Annotated in this window: 21 protein-coding genes and 1 pseudogene; 4 read left to right on the top strand and 18 right to left on the bottom strand. The window is 71.5% G+C overall.

From position 1 onward, the window contains the following. Positions 1-61: 61 nt before the first annotated feature. The 7 genes from J2S22_RS26160 to J2S22_RS26130 all read right to left on the bottom strand — a co-directional run bounded on the left by J2S22_RS26160 (position 62) and on the right by J2S22_RS26130 (position 6,713). Positions 62-1,420: a hypothetical protein gene (locus tag J2S22_RS26160; protein ID WP_272779507.1), complete on the bottom strand. Its 1,359-nt coding sequence runs from the start codon at positions 1,418-1,420 to the stop codon at positions 62-64. Positions 1,421-1,611: 191 nt separating this feature from the next. Further along, the gene (locus tag J2S22_RS26155; RefSeq protein WP_272779508.1) at positions 1,612-2,115 is read right to left on the bottom strand and encodes an RT0821/Lpp0805 family surface protein; all 504 of its coding nucleotides are present in this window, start codon (positions 2,113-2,115) and stop codon (positions 1,612-1,614) included. A gap of 125 nt (positions 2,116-2,240) precedes the next feature. After that, positions 2,241-3,152, bottom strand: coding sequence for a polysaccharide deacetylase family protein (locus J2S22_RS26150; protein ID WP_272779509.1), 912 nt, complete (start codon positions 3,150-3,152; stop codon positions 2,241-2,243). A gap of 150 nt (positions 3,153-3,302) precedes the next feature. Next, positions 3,303-4,682, bottom strand: coding sequence for a sensor histidine kinase (locus J2S22_RS26145; protein ID WP_272779510.1), 1,380 nt, complete (start codon positions 4,680-4,682; stop codon positions 3,303-3,305). A gap of 150 nt (positions 4,683-4,832) precedes the next feature. After that, positions 4,833-5,507 (bottom strand): response regulator transcription factor, encoded by a 675-nt coding sequence (locus J2S22_RS26140; RefSeq protein ID WP_272779511.1) that lies wholly within the window; start codon positions 5,505-5,507, stop codon positions 4,833-4,835. A 143-nt stretch (positions 5,508-5,650) separates the two neighbouring features. Then, a complete protein-coding gene (locus J2S22_RS26135) occupies positions 5,651-6,082 on the bottom strand; it encodes a PepSY domain-containing protein (RefSeq protein ID WP_272779512.1) in 432 nt (143 codons plus the stop codon). Positions 6,083-6,515: 433 nt separating this feature from the next. After that, positions 6,516-6,713, bottom strand: coding sequence for a hypothetical protein (locus J2S22_RS26130; protein ID WP_272779513.1), 198 nt, complete (start codon positions 6,711-6,713; stop codon positions 6,516-6,518). 425 nt (positions 6,714-7,138) lie between these two features. Here J2S22_RS26130 and J2S22_RS26125 point away from each other — a divergent pair, with 425 nt between their 5' ends. Both J2S22_RS26125 and J2S22_RS26120 read left to right on the top strand, forming a co-directional pair. Further along, a complete protein-coding gene (locus tag J2S22_RS26125) occupies positions 7,139-8,080 on the top strand; it encodes a hypothetical protein (RefSeq protein WP_272779514.1) in 942 nt (313 codons plus the stop codon). 33 nt (positions 8,081-8,113) lie between these two features. Then, the gene (locus tag J2S22_RS26120) at positions 8,114-9,112 is read left to right on the top strand and encodes a hypothetical protein (RefSeq protein WP_272779515.1); all 999 of its coding nucleotides are present in this window, start codon (positions 8,114-8,116) and stop codon (positions 9,110-9,112) included. Positions 9,113-9,175: 63 nt separating this feature from the next. Here the strand turns inward: J2S22_RS26120 and J2S22_RS26115 are convergent, their stop codons facing one another. The 11 genes from J2S22_RS26115 to J2S22_RS26065 all read right to left on the bottom strand — a co-directional run bounded on the left by J2S22_RS26115 (position 9,176) and on the right by J2S22_RS26065 (position 20,810). Further along, positions 9,176-9,790, bottom strand: coding sequence for a hypothetical protein (locus J2S22_RS26115; protein WP_272779516.1), 615 nt, complete (start codon positions 9,788-9,790; stop codon positions 9,176-9,178). Between the two features lies 1 nt (position 9,791). Then, a complete protein-coding gene (locus J2S22_RS26110) occupies positions 9,792-10,556 on the bottom strand; it encodes a glycoside hydrolase family 108 protein (protein ID WP_272779517.1) in 765 nt (254 codons plus the stop codon). A gap of 295 nt (positions 10,557-10,851) precedes the next feature. Further along, positions 10,852-11,850 (bottom strand): acyltransferase family protein, encoded by a 999-nt coding sequence (locus J2S22_RS26105; RefSeq protein WP_272779518.1) that lies wholly within the window; start codon positions 11,848-11,850, stop codon positions 10,852-10,854. Positions 11,851-11,981: 131 nt separating this feature from the next. Continuing rightward, positions 11,982-13,436 (bottom strand): DUF2793 domain-containing protein, encoded by a 1,455-nt coding sequence (locus tag J2S22_RS26100; RefSeq protein WP_272779519.1) that lies wholly within the window; start codon positions 13,434-13,436, stop codon positions 11,982-11,984. A gap of 19 nt (positions 13,437-13,455) precedes the next feature. Beyond that, positions 13,456-17,334: a baseplate multidomain protein megatron gene (locus J2S22_RS26095; RefSeq protein ID WP_272779520.1), complete on the bottom strand. Its 3,879-nt coding sequence runs from the start codon at positions 17,332-17,334 to the stop codon at positions 13,456-13,458. Between the two features lie 150 nt (positions 17,335-17,484). Continuing rightward, positions 17,485-17,934: an NlpC/P60 family protein gene (locus tag J2S22_RS26090; protein WP_284701467.1), complete on the bottom strand. Its 450-nt coding sequence runs from the start codon at positions 17,932-17,934 to the stop codon at positions 17,485-17,487. A 140-nt stretch (positions 17,935-18,074) separates the two neighbouring features. Next, positions 18,075-18,926, bottom strand: a complete 852-nt coding sequence (locus J2S22_RS26085; RefSeq protein WP_272779521.1) for a phage/gene transfer agent baseplate hub protein — start codon at positions 18,924-18,926, stop codon at positions 18,075-18,077. A 28-nt stretch (positions 18,927-18,954) separates the two neighbouring features. Then, positions 18,955-19,593 (bottom strand): DUF2460 domain-containing protein, encoded by a 639-nt coding sequence (locus tag J2S22_RS26080; RefSeq protein ID WP_272779522.1) that lies wholly within the window; start codon positions 19,591-19,593, stop codon positions 18,955-18,957. Between the two features lie 14 nt (positions 19,594-19,607). Further along, positions 19,608-20,231, bottom strand: coding sequence for a phage tail tape measure protein (locus tag J2S22_RS26075; RefSeq protein ID WP_272779523.1), 624 nt, complete (start codon positions 20,229-20,231; stop codon positions 19,608-19,610). Next, positions 20,224-20,424 carry a rcc01693 family protein gene (locus J2S22_RS26070; RefSeq protein ID WP_272779524.1) on the bottom strand — a complete coding sequence of 67 codons (201 nt, stop codon included), beginning with the start codon at positions 20,422-20,424 and terminating at the stop codon, positions 20,224-20,226. Before J2S22_RS26070 ends, J2S22_RS26075 begins: the two co-directional genes overlap by 8 nt. Continuing rightward, a complete protein-coding gene (locus J2S22_RS26065) occupies positions 20,421-20,810 on the bottom strand; it encodes a gene transfer agent family protein (protein ID WP_272779525.1) in 390 nt (129 codons plus the stop codon). The genes J2S22_RS26070 and J2S22_RS26065 overlap by 4 nt, the downstream gene beginning before the upstream one ends. Positions 20,811-21,033: 223 nt before the next feature. On the opposite strand from J2S22_RS26065, the gene J2S22_RS26060 reads away from it, so the two are divergent. Further along, a complete protein-coding gene (locus J2S22_RS26060) occupies positions 21,034-23,133 on the top strand; it encodes a methyl-accepting chemotaxis protein (RefSeq protein WP_272779526.1) in 2,100 nt (699 codons plus the stop codon). Between the two features lie 183 nt (positions 23,134-23,316). Continuing rightward, positions 23,317-24,368, top strand: a pseudogene (locus J2S22_RS26055) (hypothetical protein); the annotation flags it as partial.

Raw genomic sequence — 24,368 nt, 5'->3', positions numbered from 1 at the left:
TCGAGGATCAGGCGCGCACCGTTGGGCGCGTCCCGGAGAGACCGGACCGCGACGGGAGGGGTCAGCCCTTGGCGGCCTTGCCGGGTGCCTTGCGCTCGCTGCTGACGGCGACCTCGGCGGCGCGGGCGATGACCGCGGCGAACTCCTCGCCGAGGATCTTGGCGGAGAAGCGGATGGCCGCCTCCATCTGGGCCTTGCGGTAGGGCAGCTCGCCGGGATCGCAGGCGCGCAGCACGTCGATGATCGAGCGCGAGCCGTTGTCGAGCTGGGTCTGCAGGTCGGACAGGACCCGCAGCGTGATCTCGTTGAGGGCGAGCTCGCTCGCATACGTCTTGCAGGCGGCCAGGAAGCCCAGCAGCGCCTCGATCTCGGCGACCTCGGACGAGTCGATCGACGCGCCCGCCGGCAGATGCTTGCCGGGCACGATGCGGATGATGCGGCGCACCCGGCCCGGAATGGTGTCGAGGTCCGACTTCAGCGCGTCGGCGACGCCGGCCCGGATGGCGGCGAGCTGGCGGGCCGGCCCCGTGCCGGACACCATGTTGACCTCGCTGCGCAGGCCGCGCACCGCCTCGTGCACGTCCTTGAGGCTCTCGATCGCCCGCCCCATCTGGCCGCGGCGGAAATGATGGACGAGCTCGCGCACCGTCCGCTCGGTGTCGGCCAGCACCATGGCCAGCGCGATGCCGTAGGGGCTCTCGGCGATGCGCTCGGCCTTGTCGGACTGCGCCGCCCGCACCGCGACGCGGACGAGATGCCAGGGCACCGGCATGCGGTTCATCGCGAGGATGAGGCCGTAGCGGATCAGCGACTTGTCGCGCGCCACCGCGTTGTCGAGGACGGCGACGATCTGGTCGAGCTGGTCGCCCGCCGCCGAGCGGATGCGCGACGGCAGGCGGCTGCCGACCGCCGCGAGCGTGTCGCGGTTCTTCATGATGGTGAAGAACTCGGCGACGTCGGACTGGGCCCGCGGGGTGCCGATGCGGAAGGCGATGCGGCGGCGCGCCTTGTCGTCGCGACCGGCCGCCTGCAGCAGCTCGCCGAGCTGGCGCACCACCTGGTCCTGGAGCGTCCGGGCGGCGAGCTCGGCCTTGCCCTGGTCCTTGGCGGCCAGATGGCGGGCGACGTCGGCGACGTAGACCTTGGCTTCGGCCGGGGCGACCTCGGTGGCGATCCAGTCCCACAGCGGGGCGAGACTGGCGCGCGACACCCGGCCGTCCGGCTCGAGGGCGGTCTCGTCGTCGGTCAGGAAGGGCTCGACCGGGGCGAAGAACAGGCGCGACGGATTGGCGGCGCGGTCCGGAGCGGGATCGTCCTCGCGCTCCTGCAGCACCTCGCGCAGATGAGACAGCAGCACGTTCGGGGCCGGCAGGTGGTCGTGGCCGGCCTGCAGGCCGCGCTCGACCTCGGCCATCAGCATGGCCCGTGCCTCCGGGGACAAGCCGCGGAGATACGCGCGCAACTTCTCGGAGGCTTGCTCGTCGCCTGCCATCCAGACACCCTGCCGACGGAATTTCCTGGCTCGGGTATAGGCGCGTGGTCTGAAGAACGCGTTAAGCGCGCCCCGCGCGGCGCATTTGCGGTTTGATCATACAGTAACGTTTCGCCCGGTCAGCCGATCGGCGTCCACGAGCCGTCGGGATTGCGGCAGGCGGTGCCGCGGGCGGTCTGGGGCGTGCCCTCGATATAGATCGTGTGGGTGAATTGGCGGCAGTTCTGGCCGCCCTGGTCGTAGGCCGGGCCCGGCACGATGGTGCCGTAACGGCCCGAATCGGGATTCCGCCAGGACACCGGCGCGCCCGAGCGGCCGGTCTCCAGCGCCGCCATCTGGGCCTCGTAGGCGCGGCGGCGGTCCTCGTCGTCCATGGCGGCGCCGATGCGGTTGCCGATCAGGCCGCCGAGCGCCGCCCCGATCACCCCGCCGGCGACCCGCGACCCGGTGCCGCCGCCGGCGACCGCCGAGCCGAGCGCCGCTCCGCCGAGCGCCCCGACCAGCGTGCCGGTGTTCTCCCGCGGTCCGGTGCCGGTTACCGGATCGCCGGCACAGCCGGCGACCGCAAGAGCACCCGACAGAGCGAGAGCGGCCGCGAACGCGGTCGAGCCGAAGAGCTTCATCGATATCCCCCACGCGCCCGGCACACGAGGCCGAGCCCAATCCCTGCGTCCTGCTATGGGGGGAGGAATGGGGCGAAACGAGGGAACGGGCGCGCCGCGACGCGGCGGCGCGCCGCAACCCGCCGTCACTCCGCCGCGGCGGACGACGCCTCCGGCACCTGCGACTTGTACCAGTCGAGAATCTCGGCGCCCGTCCACATCACCACGTCGCCGTGGCCGAGGATGTAGTCGTAGAGCTGCTCGAGATACTTGATCCGGTGCGGCACGCCGGTGAGGTAGGGATGGATGGCGATCGCCATGACGCGCGGCGCCGTGGCGCCCTCCTTGAACAGGCGGTCGAACTGGTCGCGGCCGCGGCGCAGGATCTCGTCGGAGGGCTGCTGCTGGACGGCGCTGATGACGACGTCGTTGACCTCCACCGTGTAGGGCACCGAGACGACGCGTCCGGCGCGGGTGCGGATCGGCAACGGCTGGTCGTCCAGCACCCAGTCGGCGACGTACTCGATCCCCTCCTCGGCCAGGATGTCGATGGTCTCGTCGGTCTCGGTGAGGCCGGGACTCTCCCAGCCGCGTGGCGGCTTGCCGGTGAACGCCTCTATCGCCTCGACGGTGGAGCGGATGGCGGCCCGCTGGTCCTCGATCCGGTGCATCGGCCGCTGCACGAAGCCGTGCCCCATGAAGTCCCAGCCGGCGTCGCGGGCGGCGGCGCAGACCTCGGGATAGACCTCGCAGCAGGTGCCGTTCAGGGCGAAGGTCGCCTTCAGGCCACGCGAGCCGAGCGCATCGACGAAGCGCCAGAAGCCGACCCGGTTGCCGTATTCGTGCCAGGCCCAGTTGGGCACGTCCGGCAGCAGCGGCTGGCCCATCGGCGGCGGCAGCACGGCGCGCGGCATCGCGCCCTCGGTCTGCCAGTTCTCGACATTGACGATGGTCCACACCGCGACCCTCGCGCCGCCGGGCAGCTTCAGCGGCGGCCGCCGATGGATCGGCTGGTACGGGATGCGGCCGCGCAGCGTGTGGCCGAGGGTCTCGCTCATGGTGCGTCTCTCCGTGTCGATTTTCGTTGAGGGCAGCGAAGCGGGACCGTCAGCCTAGCAGGGCTCGGCGCGATTGTGTCCGGGCGCGGTCGCATCGAAGCGATGCGGGGATGAAGGGGCAGAAGCGATCCGGCGCCTCTGCGACCGGGCTCACACGGCCGGCAGCACCAGCTCGGCGCGCAGGCCGCCGATCGGGGCGGCGGCGAGCGTCAGCTTGCCGCCGTAGAGGCCGGCGAGCTCGGTCACGATCGAGAGGCCGAGGCCGGAGCCCGGCTTGGTCTCGTCGAGCCGCTTGCCGCGGCGGGCGGCCTGCTCGCGCTCGGCCGCCGAGAGGCCGGGACCGTCGTCGTCGACCACGATGCGCAGGCCGGCCCCGGCGCGCAGGCCCGGCGACGGCGCCGGCCCGGCCTCGATCGACACCCGGCCCTCGGCCCACTTGCAGGCGTTGTCGACCAGGTTGCCGACCATCTCCTCGAGGTCCTGCCGCTCGCCGACGAAGCGCAGCGTCTCCGGCACGTCGGCGTCGATGACCAGGCCGCGATCGTGGTGCAGCTTCTCCATGGTGCGGGCGAGCGCCGTGACGACCGGCTTCACCTCGGTGACGGTGCCGACCACGGTGAGCCGGGCGGAGAGCCGCGCCCGCTCGAGATGCCGGGTCACCTGGTCGCGCATGATGGCGGCCTGCTCGCGCACCTTGCGCGCCAGCGGATCGTCGTCGCCGCGGGTCGCCGCCTCGTTGACCACCACGGACAGCGGCGTCTTGAGCGCGTGGGCGAGATTGCCGACATGGGTGCGGGCGCGCTCGACGATCTCGCGGTTCGCCTCGATCAGGGCGTTGGTCTCGCGGGCGAGCGGCGCGATCTCGTGCGGGAAGTCGCCTTCCAGCCGCTCGCTGCGTCCGGCCCGGATCGCCGCCAGGCTCTCGGAGATCCGCTTGAGCGGTGCCAGGCCGAAGCGCACCTGGAACATGGTGATCAGCAGGAGCACGGCCGCCAGCATCACGAACGTGATGGCGAGCGCGTTGTCGAACGAGCGCGTCTCCTCGTCGATCTCCTGCGGGTCGCCGGCGACCGCGACCAGGAAGCGGCCCTCGTCGCCGAGATCGACGGTGCGCTCGACCAGCCGCAGCCGCTGATCCTCGGGGCCGGGCACGTAGGAGCGCCGGCTGCCGTCCGGTCCCGCCTGGACGCCCTGCTCGGCGAGATGCGGCAGGGTCGAGTCCCACAGCGAGCGCGACGAGCGGGTCTCCGGCTTGGGCGCGCCGAGCCGGGTGATCTGCCAGTACCAGCCGGACAGCGGCAGCTCGAACAGCGGCTCGCCGAGCGACAGCGGCCCGCGCTCGGTGCCCTCCTCCGGGGCCGCCACCTCGGCGACCAGGGTGCGCAGATAGACGCCGAGCCGGCGGTCGAAGGAGCGCTCCACCGCCTGGCGATAGAGCGACGACAGGCTGATGCCGGTGGCCAGCAGGATGATCACGGTCCAGGCGGTGGCCGAGAGAAAGAGGCGCAGCGCGAGCGAGTTGGCGCGCATCTCAGGCCGGATCCCCGGATCCCGACGTCGTCATGCCCGGCCTTGTGCCGGGCATCCACGGCGCGACCGGGGGTCGCGCAAGGACGTGGATGGCCGGGACGAGCCCGGCCATGACGGGCTCGAGGACATGGTACGCCGTGACGACCCCTGTCACGACCGGCTCTCCCCGGGCGGGGTGAGCAGATAGCCCAGGCCGCGCACCGTCTGGATCACGTCGACGCCGAGCTTCTTGCGGATGCGCCCGACGAACACCTCGATGGTGTTGGAGTCGCGGTCGAAGTCCTGGTCGTAGAGATGCTCGACCAGCTCGGTGCGCGACACCACCCGGCCGGAGTGGTGCATCAGGTAGGAGAGCAGCCGGTACTCGTGGGAGGTGAGCTTCACGGGCGCGCCGTCGACCGTGACGCGGCCGGTGCGCGAGTCGAGCCGCACCGGCCCGCACAGGAACTCGGAGCGGGCATGGCCGACCGAGCGGCGCAGCAGCGCCCGGATGCGGGCCAGCACCTCCTCGAGATGGAACGGCTTGGCGACGTAGTCGTCGGCGCCGGCGTCGAAGGCCTGCACCTTGTCGCTCCAGCGGTCGCGGGCGGTGAGCATCAGCACCGGCATCGCCCGGCCGGCCCGGCGCCAGCTCTCCAGCACCGAGAGCCCGTCCATCTTGGGCAGGCCGATGTCGAGGATCACGGCGTCGTAGGGCTCGGTCTCGCCGAGATAATGGCCCTCCTCGCCGTCGGCGGCGCGGTCCACCACGTAGCCGGCGTCGGTCAGGGCGGTGGCGAGCTGGCGATTGAGGTCGGGATCGTCCTCGACGACCAGGAGCCGCATGGTCTCGGGTCCTTTGGGCGGCGCCGCCGGCGGATGGCCGGACGGCAGCGGCAGGTGTTCCTTAATGTGGGTCGCGGGGCGTGTGCAAACGTTCGATGTCCGGAGGGCCGCGCCCGTCGGCCGCGCGGGAGGGCCCGGTCCGCCTACGGGCCGGAGATCAGGGTGCCGGTGCCGGCGTCGACCGTGGCGCGGACGAGCTTGCCGCCGCGCGGCAGCACGGTGAGGAGATAGACCAGCCTGCCGTTCTGCTCGCACAGGCGGGCGCGCAGCAGCTCGCCGTGGCGGGCCTTCACGGCCTTGGCGGCGCGGGCGAGCGGCACCACCTGCTTGGCCGCCGTGCGGCTGCGCTGCTCGGCCCGGGTGAGGCAGCGCAGCCCGGAGGCGGTCGCCGTCCCGGTGGTGCCGTTGCCGGTTGTGCCGGCGCCGTTCGGGCCGGTCTCGGGCCGCGGCGGCACCGCGACGGCCTGCGGCCGCGCCTCCGGCCGGCCCTCCGGGTCGGCGGCCTCGGCGCCCGGAACCAGGGCGGCCGACAGCACCGCCGTCCCGAGCGCAACCAACACTGTTCGCGGCCTCATGTCATGCCTCGCCGGACCGGGGGACGAAGACGGCGGTCTGCACCCGGTCCGCGTCAACAATAGGGTCGGCAGACGAGTCGTGCAGCCGGGGATCTAGGTACGAGGGTGCCGACCGCAATCCCTCGGCCGGGTCCTGACCGGCCGCCCGTGGCAGTTGAAGTCGACGATGCGGGTGAAGGTGTCCGGGCGAGGCCGCCCCACGCGGCGTGCGGTGCTCGGAGGCTGCCGCCGTGAGTCCCCGCGGCTCGCCACCGGCGCCCGGGGCGGCGTCCGGCGCACCCGACCGCGGGGCCGCGTTCGCGGCGGCGCAATCGACGGCGTCATTCTGATCGGCTGGCCCCCTGCGGGCATTCACAGGCACCGCGGGCCACGGCGTCCGGACCTGCACGACCCCCAGGACATGGGGACGTCGTCGGAACGAGGCTGGTGCCGGTCAGTCGGACGGCTTCGACGGCTCAGCCTCGCCTTCCGTGCCTCGAATGTTGGCGATCATCTTGCCGATCGCCGCATCGACCATGCCGTTCGCGTCACGTCCGTACGAGCCGAACACAACCTCCCGAAGGTGCTGGTCCAGCGTCTCTCCGGTCTCGTCGGCGATTTCCATGAACCGCTTGTTCACTTGGTTGGTCATCGCCCGTTCCTCGAGCTGCGCACCCCGCATGGCGGAGGGTGGCAGGGAGTCGCTAAGAAAGCTCGAACCCGATCGGGCAAAGCGCAGGCCTTCCGCGCGTCGATCCCGTTCGTCCTGCAATTCGCTCCAGCGAGATGCTGCGGCCCCGATGCCGCGACCCTGATGCCACGGCCCCGGCGCCCGAGATGACGTCCTGGCCGGCGCCGACGATCGTCGAGCCGCATGCGACACCGTGCATCCTTCGGCTGCCCGCTCAGGGTAAAGGACTCTTAACCAAATGCGTGGATCGCCGCAATCGCAATCACAGGTTGCTCCGCCGGTTTGACGGCGGTACTTTTCGACCATGGCTTGTGGCCGCTCACGACCAGCCCGGCCGGTGAGCCGCACGCTCGGCCACCGGCCGATCCGCCGCAAAACACCAACCCATGACCGAACCGCCGCAAAAAACGGTCCTCGCTCTCCTCCGGCGCATCTTCCCGAGCGGAACGCTCCTTTCGACGGGGCGGGAGACCCGCGAGGCCGTCGAGGTGACGCAGGCGCCGATCTTCCCGACCGACGTGTTCGCCGCGACCGCTCTGCTGCTGTTGCGGGCGGGGGCCCTCAACCAGCTCTTCGTGGGTCCACCGGCCGGCGGGGTTCCGACCCCTCTTCGGCCCTCCTTCGAGAACCTGTGTCGCACCGTCGAAGCCGGCGGACTAGACCTTCACGACGAGGACCTCCGAAAGACCTTCCAGGAGGCCGGCAAGGCGTGGGCGCGGAAGCTGCCGGCGCCCGATATCGTGCAGGAGTACTGGAGCAGGATCGTCGCCGCAGGCTCCGAGCCGATCTATCCGCAGGTCGACAGGCACGGCGCATACCCGATCTGGTGGACCTACGCGCTGGCCCTCATGATCGTCGCCGACGAGGCGTGCGAGGGCGTCGGGTACAGCGTCGCGTCGGAGCCGACGCAAAACTGGGTCGCGAGCATCGCCGCGCTGGCCTATTGGCGCGCCAGCGCCGACCGGTTCACCGACAGGCGGGGACGAGGAAACGGCAGGCGCACCGCGGTCGTCAGCAACGACCTTCCGTCCCTGTGCGTGCTCGTCGATCCGGACGTCGTCTGCGTCCAGCCGAAGGTGCGCACGGCCGCCGTCGGCTGCACCCTGCGCAGCTACACGCAGAATCTCGCCTTGCTTCCGCCGCGCGGCATCGTCAGCACCGGGTGGCACGTTCCGCCGGGCCGCTTGTCGACCGAGAACGAGACCGCGGCGCTGAACATCCTGATCGTGCCGTATCCGTTCAAGCTGCGCGCGACCTGGTTCGCCCCGACCCGCGCGAAGGGCGCCCGGCGAGACGACGGGGTGGATGGAGCGATCGAGCGAGGCTGATTCGAGATCGATCAGAAGTGGCTGTCGCCGGACGTGGTCGACTTCACGGTGGAGCTGATCAAGGAGGCCCAGCAGGACACCGGCGCGATTCACGGCGTTCTCTTTCCCGAGTACGCGCTCGACTGGTCGACGTTCGAGGCCTTGAAGAACCGCGTGCTGGACGAGTTCCCGAAGCTCGAATTCCTGGTCTCCGGATCCAGCTCGAACTGCGGAAACCAGAAAGGCAACTTCGCGCTCTCCGCTGTGTTCCTCGATATCGAGCTGCGGGAGGCAGACGCCGCCGGCTCCCCGCGGACGGCGCGCACCTGCTTCGTCGGCAGCCGGTCGAAGCACCATCCCTGGCGCATCGACGAGCCGCAGGTCTCCAACTACGCTCTCGGCTCGACGCTCGATCCGCGCGCCGTGTGGTGGGAGGCCACGCCGCTCGGCCCCCGCGAGATCAAGTTCAACGTCTTCCGGTCCTCCTCGGCCTTCACCACGCTCATCTGCGAGGATCTGGCGCGCAGCGACCCCTGCCACGCGGTCCTGCGTGACGTCGGCCCCAATCTCGTCTTCGTGATGCTGATGGACGGCCCTCAGCTCAAGAGCCGCTGGTCCGCCCGGTACTCGACCACGCTCGCCGACGATCCGGGCTGCTCGGTCCTGAAATACACCTCGCTGGGTCTGATCGAGCGCGCGAACGACACCGCCATGTACGATCGCTCGCGTGTCGTCGCGCTGTGGAAGGACGACACCGGCAAGTCGGTCGAGGTTCAGTGCCCGGCCGGAGCACACGGCGTCGTTCTCACGCTGTCCGACTGCCGGGTCGTGGAGGAGACGCTGGACGGGCGCCGAACGAACGCGGCCCGGGCCTGGCGCTTCCACAGCCAGCATCCGATCACGCTTCGGCCGCGGACCGCCGAGCAGAGGGACATGCTGTCTCGGGTTCTGTCCGACGGCGCCGTGCCGACCCCGGCAGCTTCCGTCGCCGCCCGCGGCGCCGCGACGTCGACCCGCGGCAGGACGCGAGCCAGGAAGGCAGCACCGCGTTAGCGCCTGCGCGTCGCCGCGACTCGACCGCGTCCCGGGCGACGCCGGACGACGCACCGGCGGTGCTCACTTGCCCCGCCGCACCGCCTTGACGACCGCCCCGACCACCCCGTTCGCCGGCGCACCGGTCAGCGCCGTCAGCTTCTCGCGCGAGCGGCCGTCGACATAGACGCCGAGCACCGCGAAGCGGGCGCCCCAGTAGAGCGTCAGCAGCCCGGTCGCGTTGATGGCGGCGTCGAGCGGAGCGGTGTCGCGGCGCGCCAGCGCGACGATCACGACGGCCCAGAACGCGGCGCATTCGAGCGTCAGCTCGAACGCGTAGAGCGGCCGCCACCAGCGCTGCACCACGTCGCCGGCCGCCTGCTCGGCCCGCATGGTGGCGTTGGTGTCGGCGATCGCCCGGCCGGCGAGCTCGGCCTCCGCCCGGGCGATCTCGGCGAGCGCCGGCCACCGGGCCTGCGCCTCCGTCTCGGCCGTCGAGAGCTTCGCCGCGAGATCGGGCGCGGCCGTGGTCCGAACCGCGGCGTCGACGGCCGCCGGCGTCGCCTCCACCCCGAGCGCGTCGGCCACCACGCTGCCGATCGCCTGCCCGATCAGCCCGCCGAACGGGCCGCCGAGCGCCGTGCCGATGATCGGGGCCCCCGCCTTGGCGAGCGCCCCGCCGAGATCGCGCCAGTCCATGTCAGCCTCCCTGTCCGGCGAGCGCCTCGGGAGCGATCGCCTTGCCGGCGACGGCGCGGCGGGCCCGCCGGCGCCGGATGAGCCAGATCGCCCCGGCGACCAGCGCGACAGCCGCGACCGTTCCGGCCGCGACCAGGATCGCCTCGACCGGAACGCCGCCCTGCCGGGCGGCCTCGGCGGCCCCGGCGGCCGCGGCGCCGCCCGCCGCGATCGCCCCGCCCCTGCGCCGCCGACCGGGGGCCGGCGCCCCGGCCGCCATCCGCAGCCCGACCCGCCGCACGTCGGCGACGCGGCGTCCCCAGCCGGCGCCGAACACCGGCCAGGTCCGCAGCGCCTTCAGGAAGCGCAGGCGCTCGTCGCAGATCGCCTGCACCAGGCCGGCCGGATCGCGCGCCGCGGCCGCCGCGATCGCGGCGTCGGTGACGGCATGGCCGTCGGCGGAAAGCCCGAGCAGGCGGCGCAGCACCCGGCCGGACCGGCCGATGCCGGAGTTCACGCCGTAGTCGAAGACCGCGTAGTCGACGCCGGGGGGCAGCTCGTCGCAGCGCTGCGCGTCCCAGTAGCGCACCCGGTAGATCGCCTTGGCCTGGTCGACCGTCATGGCCCTGACGTCGGCCGCCGAGCCGCGCGCGTCGATGTACTTGCGATAGTCGAAGATCGTGATGCCGTACTTGGTCGGCCCGCCCGGATCGCTCGGATGGTTGGAGTAGCCGCCCTCGTGCACGAGCAGACGCCGCAGCGCCTCGTCATAGGTCGCTTTCGCCATGTCGGTTTCTCTGGAGGTTTAGGAACAATCCAACAACGTCCGAGTGTGCCGTCACTGCTCGGCACATCGGACATCGAGGAGATCAGCGGTGATGAAGCTGCACTTCGCGCGAGCCCGAGAGCGGTCGGGCTGCAGTCTTCGACCGGGCAGGGGCATCTCGCACCGCCCGTCGATGACAACGGGCGCAAAGACGATCACGGACTGATGGCCCGAGAGAATCCAACAGAGCGACTTCAGCTCAGTGTTCGGGCACCGGCCGGCGCGATCGGATCGTCCCCCCCCCCCGGGCTGTATGTCAGACAGAAGCAGGGGCAGGAGATGGCGAGGTCGCGCGGCCGGAAATCCAGTTACGGAGCGGCAGTTCGATGCACCAGTAGGTGACTGTCGACAGCCCAACGACGGAAATAAGGAAGAATATCAGCAATGCGCCGATATTCTTGGGGATGACTTGATCCGCGAGAATCCACACCAACACGGGCGAGTGAACGAGATACATCGAGTACGAAATCTTACCCAATGCCCTACTCGCAATATTACCAAAAACCAATTTTGCAATGCGCGACCTGATCGTCGCAAACAGAAGCACCCCAAGCGAAAACATGTATAGCGGCAGTCCCAAAATACCAACAGACGGCAACCCAATGCCCGCCTTGATCTGCGGAAGCAGGATCACATAAAGCAACAAAAAGAACACAAAAATCAATTCGAAAAATATGGACCGATCCGCGACAATGAGGACATTAAGCCGCGATACACACAATCCGATTGCGAAGAACGAAAAGCCCTGCGCGAGCGCTGGAGTGCGGGGAAACCCGAGCCACGCGATCGCGCAAACGGCGCAGACAACAGAGGCCCATGCCACGGCGCTCGACTTCCGCCACAAAAACCATATCAGAGGAAAGACGGCATAGAACTGAACCTCAACAGGAATCGTCCAAAGCACACCGCTCCCGCGCCAGAAAAGCAGATGCTCCACAACATTATCGAGAGTGACGGGGTGTAGATGAAATCCGTGAGGAGCAACAAAAGACACAAACACAACAAATAGATAAAGCGGAAACACGCGCGCCACGCGCCGCCTGACAAACTGTGAGACGGTTCTCCGAGAGAACTGCTCGGCTAAATACAAATGCCCCATCAGAAAACCAGACAGAACAAAGAAAAGCATGACACCGACCTGACCTGCTCCGTGGCCGAGAAGACCACCGAACATCCCTGTCGCATTAGAGAAGTGTGAGATCGCAACCGTCAGGGCAGCCAACCCGCGCAGGCCGTCGAGCGAATTGTAGTGCAATCAATTTCCTCCAACGCGATTCTCCATATCGAGCTCCTAGAAATCAGCTCGAAGCGGCAGTGGATCCGCGATAAAAAACATTCAACGTCCCGAAAAGCACATTTACCGCGAGTTCTCCGAGGCGTCGAGTCTTACGAAACCTCGAAGCCGGTCGACGAGGAACTCCCGGCTCCGGGAATCGGGGTCGCGCCGTTGATCAGCGCGCTGTTGGTGTCGCCGGCGTATTGCAGACCCGAAACGGTGCCCGTGAAGGTCGCCCCGATGCTGATGATCTCCGAGATGAAGGACATGCTGAGAAACGCGGTGAACGCCGGGGTGCCGGTGATCGTGACCGTGCTGCTCTGGACCGTGACGATGGAGTTGTTGGTGGCGCGCAGGTGGAACTGGCCGCCGCCCGAGACGACGTAGGCGATGCTGCTCAGCTCCACCATCCCCATCCGCCGGGCGAACACATGGGGGGCGGCCGTGCCGCCGAACTCCATCCTGCCGGTCACCTTGACGAAGCCGAAATGCAGCGCGTCGATCAGCACGCCGCTGGTCGACGTCAGCTTGAAGCCGGCGATGGAGAACTGGGCGCCCTGATAGGCGCGCACCACCGAGCCGGCGTCCGTGGTCTGCAGCACGAAGTTCGCGGGCATCGTGGTGTCGCCGAGGATGACGAGCGCGTCGACGCCGCGCGCCCCGACCAGCGGCCCGTTCACCGAGACGCCGCCCGTGAAGGTGCCGCCGGCACCGCCGGCCCGGACGGTCACCTGGAAGCCGGCCAGGTCGAGCCTCGTGCGCACCACGTCGACGGCGTGCTGGAAGGTGAGGAAGGCGCCGGAGGGCGTGTCGCTGCGGCCGTCATTGGTGTTCGCCCCGTCGGTGCGCACCCAGTAGGTGCGGTCCGACGTGAGCACCTCGCGCGGCCCGCCCGACGCCGGATAGGCGATCCGGCCGGTCGTGCGGTCGACCCGGATGGCGTCGATCCAGCTCGCGCCGTCCGGCGAGACCTTGACGCGCAGGTCGTCGTCGCCGGCCAGCCCGATCTCGGCGCGCCCCGAGAAGCCGTCCTGGAACAGCAGCGAGGCGGTGGCGCCGGTGCTCTCCTTCTCCACCTTCAGGCGCAGCGAGCCGTCGCCGCCGTCGGCCGTCCGCGCCGCGGTGAGGAGCACGTTGTTGAGCCGGGCGCTGAACGGGTTGCCGGCATCCGCCGCGGTGCCGACGCCGAGCCGGGCGAGATTCTGCAGCGCCGCCCCCGCCGCCGCCTCCAGCACCGGCATCCAGGCCGTGCCGGTCCAAACCACCAGCATGCCTTCGTCGGCGACGTAGCACACCCAGCCGGTGCCGGGCGGATGGAACACCCAGCCGCCGTCGATCCGCTGGGCGACCTGATCGTCGCGGCCGGCGAAGTCGCCGCTGCCCGGCGCTGCGACCAGGTAGCGGTCGCCCTCGGCCGGCGCCGCCGGCGGGGCCGAGAGGTCACGGTCGAGCACCGCCAGCATCACCAGCGCATCGAGCCGGACGAGCGCCTCGTTGTGGGTGACGTGCTTCTGGGCCTGGGCGGCGGCGATCAGCGGCAGCCCGAGATGGAGCGTGTCGGTCATGGTGTCGTCCCGTGTGAGCTCAGAGCGCGAGGTCGGCGGTGGCCGCGATGCCGCGGCCGACCGTGGCCGAGAGCTGGACCACCCGCACCGAGAGGTTCGCCTGCGGGGTGCCGAAGTCGGCGATCTCCTGCGCGGTCTGGTAGAGCGCCGACGGACCCGCGGTGGACAGCGTCCGCACCACCGTCCCGCCGTTCAGGATGTCGACCGCGTAGGCCTCGATCTCCTCGCCGAGCGGCACCTCGGCGACCTCCCAGGAGTCGCCGTCGCGCCGGGTGCGGCGGATCCAGGAGAGCGCGATGCCCTCGGCGGTGCGCCGGCCGGCGAGGCGCACCGGGGCGAGCGGCCGCAGCGCGGTCGCCTGCGGCGTCACCGTCACGGCGACCGCACTGGCGTCGCCGTGATCGCGGTCGGCCGCGACGACGCGCAGCACCATCGTGCGGCCCAGGCTGTCGATGCCGCGCGCCACCGGCACCAGCACGTCGTCGAGCCGCACGATCGTCGCGCCCGCCGCGAGCGGCGCCGCGATCGCATGCTCGGTGCCGGCCTGCCCGCGCAGGAGCCGCGACAGGCGCCAGGTGCGGGTCGCGACCAGCTCGGCGGTGCCGAACTGAATCACCTCGCAAGGGCCGTCCGGCGCCACCAGCACGGCGGCGTTGCCGCCGGCCAGCAGCGCCGCGTCGGAGATCGAGGCGAGCGCTCCGCCGGACAGCCGCACCCGCACCGCGGCGTGGCGGTCGATGCGTCCGGCCGGGCCGGCCGGCAGGTCGTCGAGCGTCTCGCCGATCACGGCCGGCGCGGCGGCGACCGCGATGCGCTCGAAGGTCTCGCCGTCGAAGGATCGCCACACCGCGAGCGCCCCGGGCCACGGATCGGCCGCCAGGGCGAGCCGCGCCAGCACGGTGTCGGCCGTGGAGGCGTCCCCCGGCAGGGTCGGCAGGTCGAGCACCACCACGTCGGCCGGGCCGACGGGATCGGGCAGCCGCGGCACGGTGCGGGCCCGGGCCGCCAGCGGCAGGGAGAACACCTCCGGATCGATCGCCTGCGCCGTCACGGCGCGCGACGCGGTGTCGACGATCTCGCGGATCTCGACGAGACGCCGCCGGCCGCCGACGGTCAGGCCGATCACGTCGCCGGGCATCAGGCCGAGCCGTGAGGGCGGCAGCGCGAAACTCGCGGTCTCGCGCGCCGCCCACAGATCCTGGAGGCGGATCTCGGCGCGGCGCTCCGCCGCGGCCCGGTCCATCACCACGGCGAGATCGGCCTGCAGCACGCGGGCCGCCCCGCCGACCAGCCGGCGCGACTGCACGGCGGCGCGCCGGTAGTCGGCATCGACGTCGGTGAAGCCGAGCGACACGGCGCGCGGCAGCTCGGTCTCCTGGCTGCGCACGAGCCGGGCCGGCGCCCCCTGCTCCGGCCACACCAGATCGTCCTCGCCGATCTCGGCGACCGGCGCACCGCCGCGCGGGCGGAACACCAGCGTCGCGCCGTCCGCCACGGCGTCGAATGCGAATGCGGCGCCGAGCGGATCGAGAGCGGCCCGCGGCGTCATCGGCCGGTCGATCACGGCGCCGTCCGGTCCCTCGCCCAGCCGCGCCGTGTCGCAGCCCGACACGCCGGCATCGCTCAACATGGCGGCGACCAGCCCGTCGAGCGGACAGGCGCCGAGCCGGCCGGTCAGCCAGTGGCCGGTCTCCCAGTTGGGGCCGTCGCTCCACACGTCGGTCGCGGCCGGGAACAGCGGCCAGGGCCGCGCGTCGAAGGTCCACAGCGTGATCGCCGCGGGATCGACCATGCGGCCGCCGTAGACGGGCGACACCGGGTTGTCCTCCAGCGTCGCGCCGTATGCCGGATCGAAGGTCGCCAGCACCGCCTCGAGGACGCGGCGCTGGATCAGGTCGTCGCGCCGCCCGGACGAGAACCACGGCCGGCCGCCCTCGGACGACGTCGCGTCGGGAAACACGCTCGGCTGGTTGGCGCCCTTGTCGACGGCCGGGCAGCCGACCTCGGTGAGCCGGATCGGCTTCGCCATCGGCACGAAGGCGGTCGGGGTCGCGAGCCGCATGCCGCCGACACGCTCGTGATGCGGATGCGCCCAGAAGCTCCAGATGTCCTTCTGGCGAAAGATCCACGGCTCCCCGCGCCCGTCCGTGATCGGAGTGCGCGCCTGCGCGATCCGGGCGGCCTCGCTCGCGTAGAACCAGTCGAAGGCCTCGCCGGCGCGCAGATTGCGGGCCAGATAGGCGCGATCGTGGATGTCGTCGGCGGCGGCGCGGTCGAGATGGCCGGCGGTGTCGCGCCAGTCGGCGAGCGGGGCGTACCAGTCGATGCCGATCGCGTCGATCGCCGGCGACGCCCACAGCGGATCGAGCGGGAAGCGCACCTCCGTCGCGGCGGCATCCACCACATGGGCGCCGTACTCGGTCCAGTCGGCCCCGTAGGTGACCATGGTGCCGGCGCCGAGGATCGCCTTCGCCTCGGCGGCCAGCGCCGCGAGCGCCGTCACGGCCGGATAGACGCCGGAGGCGCTGCGGATCCGCGTCAGCCCGATCAGCTCGGAGCCGACCAGGAAGCCGTCGACGCCGCCGGCCCCGGCCGCGAGCGCCGCGTAGTGCAGCACCATGCGGCGATAGCGCCACGCGTCGGGATCGTCGGCGCCGAAGAAGGCGTCGACCTGGGCCTGCGCGGCGGCGGTGCCGTCGGGCGAACCGGGCCGGCCGGGGGCCGGATCGCAGGTGACGCGGCCGCGCCACGGATAGGCCGGCTGCGACGCGGCGCCGGTCCACGGATCGGGCCGCGCATTGCCGGCCGGCACGTCCATCATCACGAACGGATAGAGCGTCACCTTCAGGCCGCGCGCCTTCAGCTCGGCGATCAGGCCGCGCACGCTCGCGTCCGACGGGGTGCCGCCGAAGGCGGGGCGGCCGTCGACCTGCGAGACGGGAGGCGCCGCGGCGCGCGGCAGCCCGGCGACCGACCAGACGAGCGGATGCGTCCGCTTGATCGCGGAGTCGACGCCCGGCCGGATCTCGCAGTGCGCCGCGCGCAGGTCGGTGCCGAACCAGGCGACGACGACCGCCACCTCGGCGAGGTTCGGGCACGCCGCCTGGAGATCGTCGAGCGCCGCCTCGACGTCGGATGCCGCCGTGACGACGTGGCGGTTCTCTGCGCCGCTGACACCGCGGCCGAGCACGCGCACCACGGTCGAGGGCGCGTAGCCGAACTCGGTGGTGCCCGGGATCAGCGTGACGGCGCGGATCATCCGCTCCAGCGCGCCGACCGGACGCATCACCTCGAAGGCGAGCTGCGGGATGCGGTTGCCGTAGGGCGCGAGCGGCAGCCGCTCGAACACCACATAGGCGAGGCCGCGATAGGCGGGCGCGCCGTCGTCGCCCTGCTCGGCGACGATCAGCGGATCGGCCGCCTGATCCTCGTCGCCGCGATGGACCCTGATCACGAGGCCGGAGAGATCGAGCGGCTCGCCGTCCGCCCAGATGCGGCCGACCCGGCCGATCGGTCCCTCGCACAGGCCGACCGCGAAGTCGGCGTAGTAGCGATACGTGGTGGTGCTGGTGGTGCCGCCGCCCGAGTCCATGCCCTTGCCGCCGGCGCTCTCCTCCGTGGTGGTCGCGACCTCCTCGATCGGGGTCGCCCAGATCACCTGGCCGGAGAGGCGGACGCGGCCGTAGACGCGCGGGATCGGCGCGCCCTCGGTCGAGGCCATCACGTCGAGATCGGCGAGCCGCGGGCCTTCGACGGAGCGGTCGTTGCCGCCGAGCAGCGCGTGATCGAGCGCATTGCCGACCGCGGCACCGGCGATGCGGCCCACGATGGCGCCGACCGGACCGAACAGCGCGCCGCCGACCGCACCGCCGGCGACCGAGAGAACGAGCGAGGCCATGGGAAGACCCTGTTGCGGCGTCCGACCGATCGGCTCGGTGGTCATTCCGGGGCAGCGCTTCGGCGCCCGGAACGACGGAGAGCTGATCGACGGAAATCGGCGTGATCGATCCGTATTGCCGCGTCGCGGCCGCGACGCGCACGCGTCGGTTCAGGCGATCACGCCCGGGAACGCGAACGCGCCGGCGATGCGACGGCGCCACCAGGGGGCGATCGCCACCTCGGCGACGCGGGCGCCGTCGTGGGCGTGCACCATCGTCCCGGACGACACGACGATCGCCGCGTGCTTGGCCGGCAGGCCGGCGCGCCAGCGGAACAGCAGCACGTCGCCGGCCTGCACGGCCGCCGGCTCGATCGTGATCAGATGCCGGGTCGCGGCGGCGAGCAGCGTCTCGCGCCCGGTCGCCTCGGCCCAGTCCGGCGTGTAGGGCGGCACCGCCTCGGGCTCGGTGCCGTACAGGGCGCGGTACACGCCGCGCAGCAGGCCGAGGCAGTCGCAGCCCACCCCCTTCAGCGACGCCTGGTGCCGGTACGGCGTGCCGATCCAGCTCCGGGCCTCGGTGACGATGGCGTCGCGGGTGACGAGACGATGGATGGACATGGAAGGAGTCCAGTTCTCAGAGGTCCGTCATTCCGGGACGCGGCGAAGCCGCGAACCCGCACTCCAGACACGAATGCCGTCCCTCGTGGCTGGATTCCGGATCGGGCGCTGACGCGCCCGTCCGGAATGACGACCGGATCTCACGCGTGCCCGATCACGTAGTCGTTGCCCGGGATGTGCGGGAAGCCGCGAAAATTCGCGGCGTTGGCGAAGCGGTCGCGGCAGGTGGCGAACTGCTTGTCGCAGCCGGCCGTGATCACGAAGGCGTCGCCCGGCGCGATCGGCTCCGGCATCGCCTGCCACAGCGCGATGGTGACGCCGGCGATGTCGGCGACGTGCAGCTTCACCTCGCAGTCGAGCCCGGCATTGGCGCCGCTCGTGAAGGCGAGGCGCCCGGCCGTGAACCGGCCGTCGGCAAAGCCGTCCAGCCCGGAGGCCCGGAACGTCGCGGTGCCGGCGAGCGCCGCGACGCCGCCGCTGCCGCGATGCGCGGCCGCGGCGAGATCGACCCGGCAGCGCGCATCGCCGAGATCGGCCGTGCAGGCCGCCGTGTAGAGGCGACCGCTCTCCTGCGCCAGCCGCTCGCCGGGCGCGCGCAGCTCGGCCGTGAAGGCGGCGCCCTCGCGCCGCACCTCGCCGAGCGTCGCGGCGGCGAGCAGGACGCGCAGCTCCGGCTCGCTCCAGTCGACCAGCCAGGTCTCAACCGTCGCGGCGTCGTAGCGCCCCGCGGCGAGGTCGGCCTCGGTCAGCGCATCGTCGGCGAGCGCCCCGGACACCTCGCCGCCGTCGACCTGCAGGCCGAAGCGCGTGGTCGCCTCCGAGGCATCGAGGCCGCTGCCGGCCCGGCACACGGTCCCCTCCAGGACGATGTCCCGGTCGTGATCCGTGAAGCCGAGCACGACGCCGTCGCGCCGCTTCAGCACCCAGCAGCGGCACAGCGTGGTGACGCCGGACGAGAGCTTCTGCTGCAGGGCCGCCGGAATCGCTCTCATGGCCCCCTCCCCGGCCCGGCCACGCGTCTCACGGCCGGATCTCGATCAGCGGAATGGTCGGGATCGCCCCGGCCTCGAAGGCCGAGACGTCGATCTCGAGATAATCGGTGTCGAACCGCACCGGCACGTCGAACAGGAAGCCGGCCGTGATCGCGGCGCCGCTCGCCGGCACGTGGCCGGCCAGGAACGTGACGATCCCGGAGGTCGGATCGCAGGCAAAGGCCGTGCCCTCGGCCTGCGTCACGCCGTCGACCGCGACCCGCACGCTGCCGGCCACCGGCTTCTCGATGGGGCGGCGATACGGCGCGTGCACGCCGCCATAGGTCTTCACCAGCGCGAACGTCGTGGTCGCGCCGTCGCCCGTGCCGATGACCTGGTCGAGCGGCGCGGGCGGCCCCGTCGCGGCCGACGAATGGTCGAGCCGGTCGCGCCAGCGGAAGCCGTGCAGCCGGCCGCGCCGCTCCTCGAAGAAGGCGACCACGGCCGACAGCGCGGAGAACGTCTTTACGCCGTAGCCGGCGTCGTACTTGCGGCGCGAATGGGCCCAGCGGGCGTTGCGCTCCTCGCGTCCGGAGCCGAGCGTGACGATCTCGGTGCGCCGCTCCGGCCCGCCGGCGCTCCGCAGCGCGATGTCGAGCGGGAACAGCACCTCGTGGAAGGCGGCCATGACCGACGCTCCACTCACAGGCCGCGGCGGCCGCGGGCGACCGCGCGGGCGATCCGGCCGGTCAGATAGGCCTCCGAGCCGCGGAAGCTCGCGACGTCCTGGGCCGCGATGTTGACGGTGACGTGCGTCGCGCCGCTGCCGCCGCCGGCGATGCCGAGCCGGCCGTCCGCGGTGCGGGCGAGCGGCACGATCGCCTCCGGCCCCGCCTCGCCGGCGAGGCCGAGCCCGCCCGAGGCGAGCGGGAAGTAGGTCGGCGTGCCGATCACGCCGCCGGCCGCGAACGGCTTCACGGCTCCGCCCGCCGCCGCGACCCCGAGCAGGGAGGAGAGGGACGCGGAGGCCCCGGCGGTGCTGTTCTCGAGCAACCTGTTCAGGCCTCCGGCAAGCTCGTTGGTCAGCGGCGTGAGCGCCGCCTTCAGAGTGAGGTCGGACAGTCGCAGGACGATCGACTTCAGCGCGTCGTCCAGACGCTTGCTCCCGGAGACGGCGCCCGCCAGCGCGTCCGTCATGGTCCTGGAGAAGGCCTTGGCGTTGATCTGCATGTCGAGAAGACGCTGGATCAGCGTCTTCGACTTCTCGTCGGCCTCGTCGAACATCTCGCCGTCCGCCATGCAATCGCATCCGGGATCTTCAGCCATCGGGATGTCTCCTCATCAGGTCGTCGAAGGCGGCGCGGCTGATCGGCGCCGAGGCGCCGATGCCGAGGGCGCGCAGCGCCAGCGCCAGCTCGCGCGGTGTCGTCTTCCAGAACGCCTCGGGGGTGAGCCGCAGGACGCCGAGGCCGAGGCCGATCGCCTCGTCCCAGGGGAACGGCGCCGGTGCGCCCCTCACGCCGGCCGGACGTCCTGCGGCCGCGGAGGGTCCGCCCGATCTCCCGGGCCAGCCCGATCTCCCGGGCCCGGCGGATCGGGCCCGCCGAACGTCACGGCGAGCAGCTCGGCCGCGATGCGCACCCATCCGGCGATCCCGCCCGCGACCGTCATGGCGGCGACCGCGTCGTCCGTCACCGCTTCGCCGGCGCCGCGCAGCCCGGCCGCGATCACCCGCACGAGATCGCGGGCCGCCATCCGGCCGGTGGCGAAGCGTTCGGCCAGGGCGACGAGATCGTCGGCCCCGAAGGCGGCCTCCAGCTCGGCCAGCGCCCCGAGCGTGAGCACCAGCCGCCGCCGCTCGCCGCCGATCTCCGCGTCGATCTCGCCGCGATGCCGATTGGTCATGTCGTCCTCCCGGGGCCCGGTCCGGCGCGAAACGGCCGGTGCATCGGCCCTTCGTCCGATCCCGGACTAATAACAACTGGCTATGAGTCCGGATCTTCGACGATCTGTTTCGACCTCGGCGCGATCAGCGCCTGACCAAAACTGATCACGATCGGCACACTTCACGGCCGATTAACAGGACGCCTGCATAGTTCTTTTCAATTGACAGAAACGAGCGAGCCCGATGCTTCACCGCGCCTCCGCGAACGTGCTTCTGAAGTCCGTCATTCTTCTCATGTCGTCGATCGTGGTTCTGGTCCTGGCCGCCGGCGCCATGGACGCGTGGCGCAGGCAGGAGACCGCGAGCCGCCTGTCCGACGTCGCCGAGGTGTCGCGCGACCTGTTCCGGTCGCTCGCCAACCTGCGGCTCGGCCGCGCCCTGATTCCGCGGGCGCTCGCCTTCGACGGGGTGGTCGACGCCGCCCAGCTCAAGCAGATCGAGGACACGCGGACGGCCGGACATCCGGCTCTGCAGAACGTCGCCCGGCTGCTGCCCGATGTCGTGTTCGCCGGGCGCGAGGCGACGACCCGCGAGTTCCGGGAGCTCGCGCAGCGCTATGTCGCCCTCGACAAGGAGGCCGCGGCCGACGTGCAGAAGCCGAAGGCGCAGCGACGCGCCGACCTCGGCAAGGAGCTCGCCGCGACCGCGACCGCGCTCATCGACGTGATCGAGAAGGCCGGCCGGGCGATCGACACGGCGGCGCGTGGCCGCGACGCCTTCATCGACCAGATGATGATCATGAAGGACGCCGCCTGGCGGGTCCGGGTCGACGGCGGCGAGATCTCGGTCATGATCTCCAACGCGCTCGCAGCGAAGAAGCATCTCAGCCCCGAGCCGGCGACGACGCTCCAGCGCAACATCGGCCGCGCCCTCTCCGGCTTCGACATGATGGGCGACATCGCGATCGGCCTGCCGGCGGGCTCGCCCGTGATCGCCGCCATCGCGGCGGCGAAGGCCGGCTTCTTCGCGCCGGAGTTCGTCGCCAAGCGCGACCGCATGATCGCGGCGCTCACCGCCACCGACCAGCCGGTCGCCATCCCGGTCGGCGAGTGGACGCTCGACTCGGTGCCGCGCCTGCTGCTGCTGACCAAGGTGGCCGAGACGGCGCTCGACGCCGCCGGCAGCCATGCCGACGCGCAGGTGGCGGCGGCGAAGACCAACCTGGTGGTCAGCCTGGCGCTGCTGATCGGTGCGCTGGCGCTGGCGGCCGGCGGCATCCTGATGGTCGGCCGCCGCGTCATCCGGCCGTTGCAGGGCATTCGGTCCGCCATGGTGAAGGTCGCCGACGGCGACCTCGCGACCGAGGTTCCGTATCGCGACCGCACCGACGAGATCGGCAGCCTCGCGGCCGCGCTCGCCACCTTCAAGGAGAACGCGATCGAGAAGGCCCGCATCGAGGCGGAGCAGCAGAAGCGGCGCGAGCAGGCCGCCCTGCGCCAGCAGGCGATCGAGCACGCCATCGCGGAGTTCGAGGCCGGCATCGGCGAGGCGCTGCAGGCGCTCGGCTCGGCGGCCGGCGAGATGCGCCGCACCTCCGAGACGCTCACCGCGACGGCCGAGCAGACCAACGGCCAGGCCCGCGACGCCGCCGCCTCCTCGGACGAGGCCTCGCAGAACGTGCAGACCGTCGCGGCCGCCTCCGAGGAGCTGTCCTCCTCGATCCACGAGATCAGCCGCCAGGTCACCCACGCGGCGACCGTGGCGAAGCGCGCCGTCGCCGAGACGCAGGAGACCGACGCCACCGTCCAGGGCCTCACCGACGCGGCTCACCGCATCGGCGAGATCGTCAACCTGATCACGGCCATCGCCGACCAGACCAACCTGCTCGCGCTGAACGCCACCATCGAGGCGGCCCGCGCCGGCGAGGCCGGCAAGGGCTTCGCCGTCGTCGCCTCCGAGGTGAAGCACCTCGCCGGCCAGACCGCCAAGGCGACCGAGGACATCTCCGGCCAGGTCGGCGCCATCCGCGAGGTCGCCGATCAGGCGCTCGCCGCCATGCGCCGGATCGTCACGACGATCGGCGAGGTGTCGAGCGTGGCGAGCTCGATCGCCGCCGCCGTGGAGGAGCAGGGTGCGGCGACCGCCGAGATCACCCGCAACACGCAGGAGGCGGCCCGCCGCACCCAGAGCCTGTCCGACAACATCGCCGGCGTGCGCTCCTGCGCGGGCGAGACCGGCACGGCCGCCGGCGGCGTGCGGTCGAGCGCCGAGACCCTGACGGTCCAGTCCGACACGCTGCGCGCCCGGGTGGACCAGTTCCTCACGAAGATCCGCGCGGCATGATTGAGCCGGCAGCCTGACGCGACCTCAGGTGAGGTCGCGTCAGGCTCCGGCCCCGCACAGTCGGGACCGAGAGCCGACCCTCACTGTTTGAATAACTGTTGTGCGATCGACGACCACCGGCGCGTAACACCGAGTTAAGTCGTCGCATCTAGGGTGCCGGCTTCCGAAAGCAGGTCCCCCAGCATGTTGTCGCGCCTTTCTTCCAACGTTCTTCTGAAGTCCGTCATCGCGCTCATGGCCTCGATCATCGTTCTCGTCCTTGCGACGGGGGCGTTCGAGGCGTGGCGAACCGACCGCATCGCGACCCGCCTCGCCGACACGGCCGATGCCTCCCGCCAGATGTTCAGGGCGATGGCGAGCCTGCGGGTGAAGCAGTCCTTCACGGCCCGCGCCCTCAACACCGACGGCATGCCGGATCCGGGCCAGCTGAAGTTCATCGCCCAGTCGCGCGCCACCGCGATGCCGGCGCTGCGCGAGACGCTCCAGATTCTGCCGAAGATCGACTTCCCGGGCCGCGACGCCCAGATCAAGGACCTCGCCCGCCTGACCGACCGGATCGACGAGCTCGACAAGGCGGCGCTCGACGACTTCGGCAAGCCCAAGGCGCAGCGGCGGCCGGTGCTCGCCAAGGACTTCCTCGCCTCCTCCCGCGAGCTGATCGCCGTTCTCGACAAGATCGGCACCACCCTCACGGCGCAGTCCCGCAACGAGGATCCGTTCGTCGACCAGATGATGCTGATCAAGGACGCCGCCTGGCTGGTGCGGGCCGAGGGCGGCGACATCTCGATCGTGGTCAGCAACGCGCTCGCCTTCAAGACCCGCATCTCCGAGGAGACGGTGCAGACCCTCTACAACCGGGTCGGCCGCACCGTCGCGGCGTGGCAGATGCTGGAGAGCGCCGCGGTCGGCCTGTCGCCGGCCTCGCCCGTCACGGCCGCGATCGCCAAGGCCAAGGCGGCGTATTTCGCGCCCGAGCTCGGGGCGCTGCGCGACCGCGTCGTCAAGGCGGCGGCCGCCGGCCAGCCGCTCGACATTCCGCTCTCGGCCTGGGACGCGGCGCAGCGCCTGACGGTGGTCGTTGCGCTGGCCGAAACGGCGCTGGACGCGGCGAGCGATCACGCCCAGGCCAGGGTCACCGCGGCCCGCACCAACCTGATCGTCAGCCTGGCGCTGCTGATCGGCGCGCTGGCGCTGGCCGCCGGCGGCCTCGCCATCGTCAGCCGCCGGGTCATCCG

This window comes from Rhodoplanes tepidamans (assembly GCF_030813915.1).
Classification (GTDB): domain Bacteria; phylum Pseudomonadota; class Alphaproteobacteria; order Rhizobiales; family Xanthobacteraceae; genus Rhodoplanes; species Rhodoplanes tepidamans.
The sequence above is the reverse complement of the archived record's forward strand: the minus strand, read 5'-3'. Positions and strand labels throughout refer to the sequence as shown.